The organism is Pseudomaricurvus sp. ABR4_320, from assembly GCF_056159445.1.
Window position 1 is genome coordinate 1 of sequence record NZ_JBSWVF010000027.1, and the last position, 12,574, is coordinate 12,574.

Consider the following 12,574-nt stretch of genomic DNA (forward strand, 5'->3'; position numbering starts at 1 on the left):
AGGCGTGCTCTCCCTTCCGAGTGCGCCAAATATAAAAGCCCGGTCTATGCACCGGGCTTTTTCGTTTCTGCTCGTCGGATTTCCAGCCACAGGCATAGCCTGCGGCGTTCGCGCGCCTTGCAAAGCGGTGCTTTGTTAAAGACAGGCGTGCTCACCCTTCCGAGTGCGCCAAATATAAAAGCCCGGTCTATGTACCGGGCTTTTTCGTTTTATCTGCTTGGTGTGGGTTGCCAGCGAAACTCCGCTGTCGTTATATTTAGGCATCAAGTCCCTTCGCACAGCGGTTGTGCTGCTATCATCAGATTTTGCCGCCATTCAAACTCACTCGCTATGAGCCGCACGGCTCCCTAGAGTTGCAGGCTGCGGTACTGTACAATTCGCGCCTCAAAAAATTTTCATTGGCTGAGATTATGGAAATCGCACCCCTGTTGAACACGTTGAAAGATCTTGCTGAGCGTACCGATACGCTTAGGGGGTATCTTTGACTATGCCAACAAGAAAGAGCGTCTGAAAGAAGTTGAATTGGAGCTGGCCGAACCTGAGGTCTGGGAAGATCCCGATCGGGCTCAGGAGTTAGGTCGTGAACGTTCTCAACTTGAGGAAGTGGTTAACACCATTGAAGAGTTGGACGCGGGTGTTGCCGATAATCGTGAACTCCTTGAAATGTCCGCTGAGGAAGGCGACGAAGCGGGCATTCTCGAAATTGAAGAAGAAATAAAGTCACTGGATGCGGCGCTGGAGAAACTTGAGTTCCGGCGTATGTTTTCCGGTGAAACAGATCCCAATAATGCGTTTCTGGATATCCAGTCAGGTTCCGGTGGTACCGAAGCTCAGGATTGGGCGGAAATGGTGCTGCGCATGTATTTGCGGTGGGGTGAGGCAAAGGGTTTTAAGACAACTCTAGAAGAAGCTTCAGCGGGGGAGGTCGCAGGTATCAAAAGTGCGACCATTCGCTTTGAAGGTGATTACGCATTTGGCTGGTTGCGAACAGAAACCGGCGTTCATCGTTTGGTGCGTAAATCGCCCTTTGACTCAGGTAATCGCCGCCATACATCTTTCTGCTCAGTCTTCGTCTCGCCGGAGATTGACGATAATATCGATATAGAGATCAATAAAGCGGACATTCGAGAAGATACTTATCGTTCTTCGGGTGCCGGTGGTCAGCACGTTAACAAAACCGATTCTGCGGTTCGTTTAACGCATATTCCCAGCGGCATTGTTGTTTCTTGTCAGAGTCAACGTTCTCAGCACAAGAACCGGGATCAGGCGTGGAAAATGTTGCGTGCTAGGTTGTACGAACAAGAAGTTTTGAAGCGCAATCAAGAAAAGCAGGCGCAAGAAGACAGCAAAGCGGATATTGGTTGGGGCAGTCAAATTCGATCCTACGTCCTCGATGATCAGCGAATCAAAGATTTGCGTACTGGCGTGCAAACATCAAATTGTCAGTCAGTTCTCGATGGCAGTCTTGATATGTTTATCGAAGCCAGTTTGAAAGCAGGTCTGTAAGGCGTCATTTTTTTGTGACCCTTAAAACTCTCACTCTTAATAGCACGGGAAGATTGCCATGAGCGAAGGTCAACCATTAGCGGACGAAAACAAACTGGTTGCCGAACGTCGTAGTAAGCTGGCGCAAATGCGCGAGGAGGGGAATGCCTATCCCAACAGCTTCCGGCCAGATGCATTAGCCGGTCAGTTACAGCAAGAATTTGGTAGCTACGAGAAAGCCGAACTGGAGAATCTGAGTAAGCTCTGTGCTGTAGCTGGGCGCGTTATTCGCAATCGTGGCGCGTTTATGGAGTTGCAGGATTCTACTGGTAGAATTCAGTTGTATGTGACAAAAGAGGCTCGTCCTTTTGCCAAATCTCTCGATCTTGGCGATATCATTGGCGTACAAGGCAATCTGCATAAGTCGGGGAAAGGCGAATTGTATGTAGAAATGGCCGACTACCAACTATTGACCAAAGCGTTGCGACCTTTGCCAGATAAATATCACGGGCTAGCAGATCAGGAAATGCGTTATCGACAGCGTTATGTCGACTTGATTGCGAATCCGGAGGTTCGTGATACGTTCAGGGTAAGGTCAGAAGTGGTGGCTTTTATCCGTAGCTATCTAAACGGCAAACGCTTTTTAGAAGTGGAAACTCCCATGCTGCAGGCGATACCTGGTGGGGCAACCGCGCGTCCGTTTGTAACTCATCACAACGCCTTGGATATCGACATGTATCTGCGCATTGCGCCAGAGCTTTACTTAAAGCGCTTGGTGGTTGGCGGGTTTGATCGGGTGTACGAAATCAATCGTAACTTCCGTAACGAAGGGCTGTCCACTCGGCACAATCCTGAATTTACGATGCTTGAATTCTATCAAGCGTATGCGGACTATCATGACTTGATGGATTTAACGGAAGATATGCTGCGAAAGCTGTGTGAGAACGTATTGCAGACCACGCAAGTCAGAAGCTCAGTTCGCAATAGCGATGGAGAGATCGAACAGGAGACTGTTTACGATTTCGGGCAGCCATTTGAACGGCTGTCTGTGTTTAATTCGATTTTGCACTTTAATTCGGACATCTCTGCGGAAGACCTGGGGAATCTTGAGTCTGCGAAAAAGATTGCGGCAGACCTGGGCATTCCGTTAAAGGATTCGTGGAGATTAGGTAAGGTACAGATTGAAATTTTTGAGAAGACCGTTGAGCACCGTCTTATCAATCCAACGTTCATTACCGAATATCCCACTGAGGTGTCTCCACTCGCACGCCGCAATGATGAAAACCCATTCGTTACCGATCGATTCGAGTTCTTTGTCGGTGGTCGTGAAATTGCCAATGGTTTCTCTGAGTTGAACGACCCTGAAGATCAGGCAGAACGGTTTCAGGCTCAAGTCGCAGAAAAAGACGCCGGCGATCAGGAGGCCATGCATTTCGATGCGGATTACATTCGTGCCTTGGAATATGGGTTGCCCCCCACTGCGGGGCAGGGAATTGGGATCGACCGTTTGGTCATGTTGTTGACCGATTCTCCGTCCATTCGAGATGTATTGCTATTCCCGGCAATGCGCCCTGAGTAAACTGATCTACCTCTAATAAAAGTTACTGCGGACTCTGATTCTGTCCGCAGCGTCAAAAAACGGACAATCCTTCATAATTTTGTCCGACAGGCACACTTTTCAGCCGGTGTTATACTTATTTCAAGTCTTCCCGAAACGGGAGGCACCGGTGTGTGTTTCTTTTTCATCATATCGCTACTCCGCCGCTGCCTGGTATGTTTCTCGAGGGCTTGTTCGATGTCACAAGGGACGAGCTGGAAGTATGCAAGAGCCACAGTTTGATTTTGACGCGCAGAGTATTGCGGAGGCGGATCCGTCCCGGCAATTCCAAATGTTTTGCATGCTTTTGGAGCGGGGGTTTGCCATGCATACCGGCCACTCTGAGCGGTTGATTGTGGACTATCGTCTAGATGATGGCGGTGCAAAAAGCTACATTCCCAGGGTGAAGCCCAAGCGGGGGGTAAACTTCCGTGTGCCGGAGAGCTGGTTAAAATCCAGTCACCTATTTCTATTTTATGAGCCTAGCAGCGGTACTAAAATGCCGGAGCTGGTGAGTTACGATACTCAAACGGACGGGTTTGTACCTTACAATTTTTCTCAGGATGACTACTTTGACCGGTTACTGTCCAGCCAATCGGATCTGCCGGTGCTCAAGCTATCTACGCTTAGAGGTTTACATTACATCAAAGATACGATTTGTCTGCAGATGTTCTTATTGAACTTCAAGCGATTGAACAGCGCGGATCCGAAGCTTGCGGATCAGATTCGTCAGCTGTTAGTCAGGAAATTACGTCGCTTTGTTGAATACACCCTGCCGTGGATACATGCAGACCATTCGGAGAGTGTCGCCAAAGAGTATTTGCAAGCCCATGGCAACGCACGCCATGAGCCTCAGCCGGACTTTCACTCGGATGACGCAGCGAGCCAGGATCGACCTTTTCTCAGCTGGGATTGATTAAGTTATCAATCCCAGTACTTCTTTTGTCCCATTGTCAGGACTCAACGAAGGCTCTTTCGATGACATAATCTGCTTGATGGCCATGGCGGGATTCCTGATATCCCTCGGCGTTCAGCCAATCCGTGGTGTCCTTCAACATTGCCGGACTGCCACAAATCATAAATCGGTCGTCCTGCACATTCGGCATCGGTAAGTCGATGGCGCGGCTGAGTTGACCGCTCTTCAGTAGCTCAGTGATCCTACCTTGGTTTTTATAGGGTTCACGAGTGACCGTGGGATAGTAAATCAGTTTTTCCTGGATTAACTCGCCCAGGTATTCATCGTTAGGCAGTTGCTGCAAAATAAGGTCTTGGTAGGCAAGTTCGGAAACGGTACGTACACCGTGAGTCAAAATAACCTTGTCATAGTTTTCGTAGGTCGCTGGGTCTTTAATGATGCTCATAAAGGGTGCCAGTCCTGTGCCGGTACTGACCAGGTACAAATGTTTTGCAGGGCTTAGGTGATCCACAAGCAGCGTGCCTGTTGGTTTGGTGCTGATTAACAGGGGATCCCCAACCTGAATATTCTGCAGGCGGGATGTCAGCGGGCCATCTTGAACCTTGATGCTGAAGAACTCGAGTTCGTCTTCATAGTTCGCGCTGGCAATACTGTATGCGCGCATTAATGGGCGGCCTTCGACTTCCAGGCCAAGCATGACAAAGTGGCCATTTTCGAACCTGAGGCCGGCATCGCGGCTGGTGCGAAAGCTGAAGAGCGTGTCGTTCCAGTGATGCACATGAGTAACTGTTTCGCTGATCAATTTAGCCATATGAACTACTCCTATTACTGATGGCGAGAGATTAACCCCATTTTATTAATGGGTAAAACAAATTAATTGACTTATATTTATCAGTAAAACCGATATATGGACGTTTTGAGGGCGGAGTGACATGCATTTTTCTCTTCGGCAGCTGGAAGTGTTTTTAGCCGCTGCTCATTTTGAAAATATTTCCAGGGCGGCAGAGAGCCTATCGATGTCTCAGTCTGCTGCCAGTAGCTCTCTGCGCGACTTCGAGCAGCAATTCAATGTGCAATTGTTTGATCGGATCGGTAAACGACTGCAGCTAAACGATCTCGGCCGAGCAACTCGGACGAAGGCTGAATCCTTGTTGGCTCAGGCTCAGGAATTTGAACGGGGGCTTCGCGACCGGCGCGAACTTGGAGACCTGCAGGTCGGGGCGACGTTAACCATCGGGAATTATCTCGCTGTCGAAATGATGGCGAGGTACATGTCTGATCATCCGGATACGAATGTTCAGTTGAGAGTCGCCAATACAGCCAGTATTGCTAAACAGGTTGAGAATTTTGAACTAGATGTCGGTTTGATCGAGGGGGAGCTGCATCACCCGGATCTCGATGTTATTCCATGGCGGGAAGATGATCTGGTGATTTTCGCTGCGCCGGATCACCCGGCCGTCTCTGGTCGTCCTCTTTCTGATGAGGATCTTCTGAACGTTGATTGGGTGCTGCGCGAGCCCGGTTCAGGGACGCGCCAGACATTTGATCGAGCGATGCAAGGCCTTTTGCCTCAGCTGCGTATTCGCCATGAGCTACAGCATACGGAAGCCATCAAGCGTGCGGTGGAATCCGGGCTGGGGGTAGGGTGTTTATCGGAAATTACCCTGAGGTCAGCCTTTCAGCGTGGAGATTTAGTGCCTCTGACGGCGCCTCAGAGAAACTGGCATCGGCAGTTTTACATTATTCTTCATCGGCAGAAGTACCGAGGGCCGGCGATCCTCGCCTGGCTGACGCTGTGTCAAAACTACTTTGGTGCGTGATCAAAGAGGTATCACGATACAGCAAGACGCTGTTTGCGATCATCGTAGAGCTTAACCAGATCATCAACCGCATCTTGGTCGTAAGGTTTGAGGCTGCCTAGAACCATACGTTTTTCACCTTGGCCGATGGTGTTGCCGTTTTCCTGCAAGGTGAATGGTAGGTGGACGACGCCGCGACGACCTTCCAATTCAAGAAATGGATTATTAAGCGTCAGGCTCGGAGATACAAAATCGAACGTGTTGAGTTCGATTTTCATCGAGGCATAGATAACCAAAGGGCGTGCAGGATTGACCATGACATCGTGTTGCTTCCAGAGAGGGACCAGCACATGGGGAAAGGTGGTTCCAGAAAAGGCAACGTACTGACGAATAAGCTGTTCCAGGTTTTCACCGGACGCTGCGCATTCACCTGCGCTTTCGAGTGTCAAAAGCGTTTTCCCCTGCTCATTGACCAGCACCACTTGCTCACTGTCGTCTTCTTTAAAGTGCAGAGGTGTTTCGTCAGTAACCATATCGGAAAAAGTCACAGACATGGATTCGTGCAAACCCGCGTGCCAGAGTGTGCACGCAAAAAGCAGATCTCCAGGAACACAAAATCGCTTCGCATCAATATCGTGGATAGGATTAAAATCGTCAGCGATTCGTTTGGCAAATTCGCTCGCCTTCTTCTTAGGAATTTGGAAGTGTGCGTCTTTCGAAGAAAGGTCGCCGAGAATGAACTCTTCAATAAACATATCGTTATCAACTGAAACAAATGGCGTCGCAAAATCAGCGTAGGGTAATCGCGAACGCTCTATGTGAGTAGTAAAGGTTTTGTCTTATTATTACATTGTGCCGAGATAATAGCAGTTGTCGGGTGATAGAGCGAAGTTTCGGTAGCCTGAGAGTGATATATGGAAAAATGGGTGTTGTTGGGGACATAAGTGTCATGCAAGAAATCGTCGAAGAGCTGTTATCTCTGAGTGAAGATGTTCCGGTTGAATTGGCAGAACCAGAGTTTGAACACCTGGTGGAAGTCCAGGAAATTATTCTCCTGCCAATCCCCGCTGAATTGAGAGAGTTTCTATTGGGTTGTGGCACCGTTGTATATGGCGATTTAGAGCCGGTTACCATCGCCGATCCTCAGTCCCATACATACCTGCCAGATGTTACCAGCCAGGCGTGGGATCTCGGTTTGCCAAGGGATCTGGTTCCCCTGTGTGAACACTCTGGAGGGTATTTCTGTGTGGATCAGGGGGATGAGGTGCGTTTTTGGCAAGACGGTGATTTCACCGATGAACAGTGGCAAAATGTGTGGTATTGGGTTCGCGACTTTTGGATGCCACGGGGTTAGAAAATGTGAAGGAGAGATCGGCTCGAGCCGACCTCAAATTCTTAAGTATTAATGAGCATTCGTAAACCGCTCAAGCGCAAGGAAGCCCGCCCCAAACGCTCGGAACTGGTCGCTGCTGTCTCTCGCAGGTGAGCGATTTCTTCATCGCGAATGCTTGGATTGATTTGCTGCAGAGCTTCTAGGCGCTCAATTTCCCCATCATAATATTCCTGCATTTGCGCCCGAGCGGTTACTCGCAAATCCGCTTCGATGTCAGATGCACGTTGCTCCAAGTGTTTGACAATCATTTCCAGTGGCTCCCGCGCGCGGGTTACCAGTTGTCTTGCCATATGTGTTTTGACGGGCTTTGCAAGTTGATCCAGTTGAGCGCCAGAGACTGCGCCTTCCAAGGGGCGCAACTGCTGATCGGTTAGAAAGCGTACGACTTTCGATTGCGTAAAACGATGAAGCTGTAATTGGCGTGGCGCAGGGCAATAAAACTGGAACAGCCCCTCTAACAGCAAGCTGCCAGGTGGTAGCGGGGGGAGTTTGATTGTGCAGACGCAATTATTGCCACGTTCGCCGTTTTCGAAGATATCCATCAACGCATCCACCATGGGATGCTCCCAAGTCAAAAACATCATATCTTCACGGCTGAGCGCCTGCGTACGAGACAGAGTTGCCGTAACGCCTTCATCGCCTAATCCGGGCAGTCGATCAATTTGCATGTGATCTGAAGGTCGAATAATCAAAGATTCTGTGCTTTGCGCTTCGTGTTCCACACCGAGAAGATCGAAAGCCGATGCTAAAAAGTCGTGTAGACTGGCGTCAGCTTCTGCTGCTTCAACATCGGCCACCAATTGCTTGGCAGGCTGTTGGCGGCAAGAGTTTAATTCAATCAGGCGATCTCGACCCTGTTTCAACTCGGCCAATAGGGACTCTGTTCTATTTCGAGTTTCTTCGATAACCGGGGAAAGTGATGCATCATCATCGAGAGCCGTTTGAAGCGCTTCGGCGAATTCGCCATAGACTTGTTGGCCGATAGGGCAGACGCGCTCGAAACTGTTGAGCCCTCGATGTAGCCAGTTTAAGATTTTCTCGTCGCGAGACCCTTCGATATAGGGTACATGAATATTCACCGTATGGCGTTGGCCGATGCGATCCAAGCGACCAATTCGCTGCTCAATCAGGTCGGGGTTGAGCGGCAGATCAAACATTATTAAATGGTGGGAAAACTGGAAGTTTCTGCCTTCGCTTCCGATTTCTGAACACACCAGCACCTGCGCGCCGAACTCCAGGTCAGCAAAGTAGGCTGCGGCCCGATCGCGTTCAATCAAACTCATGCCTTCGTAAAAGATAGCGCTACGAATTCCGCCACGTAAACTCAGATAGGTTTCAAGTTCTTGTGCGACGTCTGGTGAACCGCAAATGATAAGGACCTTATCTTGCCGGTGTTCTTTCAGCCAATTAACCAACCATTGCACTTTGGGGTCTTCGGAATAGTCCGAATGCGTTTGTTCTGCGGCGGTCAACGGATGCCGCTGTAGTTGGCGTTCGGGAAACCCTTGTACAGCAGCCCGAGTATTGCGAAACAGTACCCGTCCGGTGCCATGACAATCCAACAGCTGGTTAACAGCATGCTCCCTTGCTGCGCTCGTGTCTTCCTCTGGCGCGTGGAAATACCCTTTCTCTGTCCATTCCGCCACTATACTGAGGCAATCGTCGCTACCGAGTGCGGCCTCAAGAGGCTGGTCTGACAATAGCGCTTCCGCAACGCGACTTACTTGTCGATATTCTGCCTGTTCGTTTTGAAACTCAGCAAAGTCAAAAAAGCGATCTGGGTCGAGTAGCCTTAAGCGTGCGAAGTGACCATCCAAACCCAGCTGCTCTGGTGTTGCGGTTAACAGTAACAGTCCGTTGGCGTTGCCGCCGAGCTGCTCAATGGCTTTGTAAGCTGGCGAGGGTGCATCCTGATGCCACTCTAAATGATGAGCTTCGTCAACGACCAATAGATCCCAGGAGGTGGCGAGAGCCTGGGCGAGAATATCCGGGTTGTCGCTCAAAAGCTGCTGGCTGCAGAGTATGAGCTGTGCAGAATCGAATGGGTTTTCCAGCAGAGGTTCTTCTTCGAGTTCGACTCCGAGATCGTCGGTTTCGGGCGGTTCAAAATACGCAGCGGACAGCAAGGTAAAATGCAAGTTGAAGCGTCGTAGCATTTCTACCAGCCATTGATGAACCAGGGTTTCAGGAACAACGATTAAAACCCGTTGGCTGAGTCCGGTGATCAATTGCTGATGAATGATGAGACCGGCCTCAATGGTTTTTCCCAAACCGACTTCATCCGCGAGCAATACCCGCGGCGAAAAACGGCGGCCAACTTCTCGCGCTACGTAGAGCTGGTGAGGCAGCAATTCAACCCTGGGGCCGGTCAGACCTGTGGTCTGTAATCCCGATAAGCGATGTTGATGCTCCAGCGTTTGATATCTGAGTTGATAATTTTGCAGGGAGTCTATCTGTCCGGCGAAAAGGCGTTCTTGCGGTTTGCTGAATTGCACATGACAATCGAGCAGTACTTCGCCCCAGCTTTCGATGTTTCCCTCTGCGTCCGCGCCGTGATAAGTGATATATCCTGCGTCTTCGGAAATCTCCGTAACAGTAATTTCTCCGCCGTCATTGTCATTGATGGTGTCACCTTCACGGAATCTGACGCGGCTTAGTGGCGCGTTGTTTTTTGCGTAGACTCGTTGTTCTCCGGCAGCGGGAAACGTCAAGGTGACATAGCGATGATCGATATGGCTGACAATTCCCAAGCCTAATTCGGATTCCGGGTTGCTGAGCCAGCGTTGGCCGGCGGTAAAAGAGAGTTCGTTAGATGGTTTCATAACAAGGCGCGTCCTGACGTTAGATCGATGAGTCGACGATGGCGCCTTTCAGCGCACCTTCGAAAGCTTTGACTCGAAATTGATCATTCGGATGAGCGGCGGTTATCTCCTGTGAAAGATGGCGGGCAATCTCTTCGACGGTGGTTTCGCTGTCGATGAGGTAACAGGATTGCTGTGGTAGACAGAGTTCGAAACTGCCTTGTGAGCTTTCGTAAGCGAAGCGGAACTGCTGGCCATCGTCTTGGACGATATCTTCACGGCTGCCAAGGTAAATATCGCGAAATCGTTCCGCCCACTGCATTTCCAATTGCGAATCTCTCTGTCCATTGCGCCAGAGTTGAATTCTTGAACGATGGCCGTGGGCAATACGCTGGCAGTTGCCCTGATGTTTTTTGAGCCCATGACTGTAGTGATAGCAGGCACCATCGATGGTTTCTTGTCGAAAGCTAAGGCGGACGTCAGTGACGCCGGCGGGCAGAAGGGAAGCTATTTTGTCCTGAACCCATGCGCTGATGGATTCTGGTGTAATGGTGGATTTTTGGACCAGAGTAAACGCTTGATGGGGAGCAGATGTCTGCAGGCTCACATCGCCATAGTGCCAGGTCAGGCTGGTGCGACCTGGTGATTGCTGCAGATTTAGACAGTCAGCGAGCTCTGGGACCAAAAGCTTGTGGTCCAAATGTTCGTCCAGCCATTGGCGCAATGTCGATTTCAAAATGCCGAAATCACAGATCATCCCTTGATCATCCAGCGCTCCCTGAACTTCCAGGTCTGCCAGCCAGGTCTCGCCGAGCAGTCCTCGCTCAGGATGTAAATAGCTGAAATCGACGTTCGTCAGGTTGTCAACGAATAGCAACATGAAGGGCACCGCGTAAAAAAGCGGCACATTTTAACCGAGCAGATCGGATGAGTCTCTAGAATGGACTGCTAAATTTACTCCGGGCGTTTTGATTTTCCGTTGGGCGGCCTTTTTCGCTTTGTTATTATGCGGCGGACTTTACTTGGGGAATATCATGTCGGATCGAAAAATTCAGTTGGATGCTTCTTGGCTCGCGTTGTTACAGGATGAGTTTGATCGTGAGTATATGCGCCAATTACGCCAGTTTCTGCAGCAGGAGAAGCTAGCGGGAAAAGAGATTTTTCCGGCTGGAGTCAATATTTTTAACGCCTTGAACAGTGTACCTTTCGATCAGGTCAAAGTGGTTATTCTGGGACAGGATCCCTACCACGGGCCGGGCCAGGCTCACGGATTGAGTTTCTCCGTTCCTCCCGGTGTTTCCGTGCCGCCGTCACTGCAGAACATCTATAAGGAGCTGGCGCGTGACACCGGGTTTGCACACCCTGGGCATGGTTGTCTGCAAGCCTGGGCTGAGCGTGGCGTCCTATTGCTTAATGCCACTCTGACGGTGGAAAAGGGGCAGGCCGGGTCTCACCAAGGCCGAGGCTGGGAAGAATTTACTGATGCTATTGTGACCTTGCTTAACGAGCGGCGAGAGCATCTGGTTTTCATGTTGTGGGGGAGTTACGCACAACGCAAAGGCAAGGTTATTGATGCGTCTCGACATTTGGTTTTGAAGTCGCCCCATCCGTCACCGCTTTCGGCCCATCGCGGGTTTATTGGCAACGGGCACTTTTCAGCAGCGAATGATTATCTGGAATCGCAGGGGCTTGGGGCGGTTGATTGGACGCTTGAGTGACGTCTTGATCTTCCAGAAAAACGCTTAGTCTCCCAGCATCGCCATGGCGGCTTCCATTTCTTCACTGAGATCTTCGATATTTTCAGAATGCATCTCTGGGTCGAGTCCCAGTCGGCCGAAGGCAGTGACCGTTTTGTAGTCAATACGGGCGTAATCGTGGTTGGTGCCCATGTAGCTTTGCAGCATCGCCACCGTCACGATGTCCGCGTAATCCGCCGTGTCTTGTACTCGAGCAAAATCGATATGTTGACTGGGCACGCGACGAATTTCTTCAGGGAATTGCCATTTTTCAAGAATTCGGTCGCCAATGATCGGGTGTAGGGATTCAATGACGCGATCCAGGGTAATCCCGTCTTTAAGCAGTGCCGGATTGCTTTCAGCGTAGGTCAAAATGGGCAGTGCACCAATGCGATGTGTCAGTCCGGCCAGTGTGGCTTGGTCCGGGCGCAATTTTGTACGGTGTTTGCAGAGAACGTGGCATATGCCAGCGATCTCGCTGGAGCGAGTCCAGATTTCACGCAGCCGACGGTCGACCATATCCGACGTTGCCTGAAACATTTGCTCCATAGCGAGGCCCGTGGCGATGTTGCAGGTATATTCCATGCCGAGCCGCATCAGTGCCATTTTGAGGTCTTCGATCTGCTGAGCGCCTCTTAGTAGAGGGCTGTTGGCGACTTTGATAATTCTGGCGGCAATACCGGCATCGTTGCCAATAACCTTGGCCAGGTCTGCAATACTGGCATCTGCATCCTCTGAAATTTCCCGGACTTTCAACGCAACTTCCGGCAGGGTTGGCAAGACCAACTTGTCGGTTTCAATAGCGTTCAGTATTTCCCGGCGAACGGTTTCGATGATTTGGCTCATC

The 12,574-nt window shown here is 50.3% G+C and carries 11 protein-coding genes; 6 read left to right on the top strand and 5 right to left on the bottom strand.

The window, feature by feature from the left end; translation table 11 throughout:
* Positions 1-410 precede the first annotated feature (410 nt).
* From prfB to ACXAFR_RS25630, 3 genes are all read left to right on the top strand, one after another.
* Positions 411-1,506 (top strand): peptide chain release factor 2 gene (prfB, locus tag ACXAFR_RS25620; RefSeq protein WP_475182591.1). Its coding sequence is split into 2 segments (ribosomal slippage): positions 411-482 and positions 484-1,506, totalling 1,095 coding nucleotides; the frame shifts between segments, so codons are not numbered across the junction.
* Positions 1,507-1,564: 58 nt separating this feature from the next.
* Positions 1,565-3,064: a lysine--tRNA ligase gene (lysS, locus tag ACXAFR_RS25625; protein WP_475182593.1), complete on the top strand. Its 1,500-nt coding sequence runs from the start codon at positions 1,565-1,567 to the stop codon at positions 3,062-3,064.
* A gap of 241 nt (positions 3,065-3,305) precedes the next feature.
* On the top strand, positions 3,306-3,998 hold the full coding sequence (locus tag ACXAFR_RS25630) for a hypothetical protein (protein ID WP_475182595.1): 693 nt from the start codon (positions 3,306-3,308) through the stop codon (positions 3,996-3,998).
* A gap of 37 nt (positions 3,999-4,035) precedes the next feature.
* On the opposite strand, the gene ACXAFR_RS25635 is transcribed toward ACXAFR_RS25630, so the two are convergent.
* Positions 4,036-4,809, bottom strand: coding sequence for a ferredoxin--NADP reductase (locus tag ACXAFR_RS25635; protein ID WP_475182597.1), 774 nt, complete (start codon positions 4,807-4,809; stop codon positions 4,036-4,038).
* Positions 4,810-4,930: 121 nt separating this feature from the next.
* On the opposite strand from ACXAFR_RS25635, the gene ACXAFR_RS25640 reads away from it, so the two are divergent.
* Positions 4,931-5,818 carry a LysR substrate-binding domain-containing protein gene (locus tag ACXAFR_RS25640; protein WP_475182600.1) on the top strand — a complete coding sequence of 296 codons (888 nt, stop codon included), beginning with the start codon at positions 4,931-4,933 and terminating at the stop codon, positions 5,816-5,818.
* An 11-nt stretch (positions 5,819-5,829) separates the two neighbouring features.
* On the opposite strand, the gene ACXAFR_RS25645 is transcribed toward ACXAFR_RS25640, so the two are convergent.
* Positions 5,830-6,552: a DUF3581 family protein gene (locus tag ACXAFR_RS25645; protein WP_475182602.1), complete on the bottom strand. Its 723-nt coding sequence runs from the start codon at positions 6,550-6,552 to the stop codon at positions 5,830-5,832.
* 194 nt (positions 6,553-6,746) lie between these two features.
* On the opposite strand from ACXAFR_RS25645, the gene ACXAFR_RS25650 reads away from it, so the two are divergent.
* Positions 6,747-7,151: an SMI1/KNR4 family protein gene (locus ACXAFR_RS25650; protein WP_475182605.1), complete on the top strand. Its 405-nt coding sequence runs from the start codon at positions 6,747-6,749 to the stop codon at positions 7,149-7,151.
* Between the two features lie 41 nt (positions 7,152-7,192).
* Here ACXAFR_RS25650 and rapA read toward each other — a convergent pair whose 3' ends face one another.
* Together rapA and ACXAFR_RS25660 are read right to left on the bottom strand one after the other, a co-directional pair.
* Positions 7,193-10,012, bottom strand: a complete 2,820-nt coding sequence (rapA, locus tag ACXAFR_RS25655; protein WP_475182608.1) for an RNA polymerase-associated protein RapA — start codon at positions 10,010-10,012, stop codon at positions 7,193-7,195.
* A 19-nt stretch (positions 10,013-10,031) separates the two neighbouring features.
* A complete protein-coding gene (locus tag ACXAFR_RS25660) occupies positions 10,032-10,871 on the bottom strand; it encodes a 6-pyruvoyl trahydropterin synthase family protein (protein WP_475182611.1) in 840 nt (279 codons plus the stop codon).
* A gap of 154 nt (positions 10,872-11,025) precedes the next feature.
* Between ACXAFR_RS25660 and ung the strand changes: the two genes are divergently transcribed.
* Complete coding sequence (gene ung, locus ACXAFR_RS25665; protein WP_475182614.1) at positions 11,026-11,709, top strand: uracil-DNA glycosylase; 684 nt, start codon at positions 11,026-11,028, stop codon at positions 11,707-11,709.
* A 24-nt stretch (positions 11,710-11,733) separates the two neighbouring features.
* Here ung and ACXAFR_RS25670 read toward each other — a convergent pair whose 3' ends face one another.
* Positions 11,734-12,573 carry an HDOD domain-containing protein gene (locus tag ACXAFR_RS25670; protein ID WP_475182617.1) on the bottom strand — a complete coding sequence of 280 codons (840 nt, stop codon included), beginning with the start codon at positions 12,571-12,573 and terminating at the stop codon, positions 11,734-11,736.
* Position 12,574 lies beyond the last annotated feature (1 nt).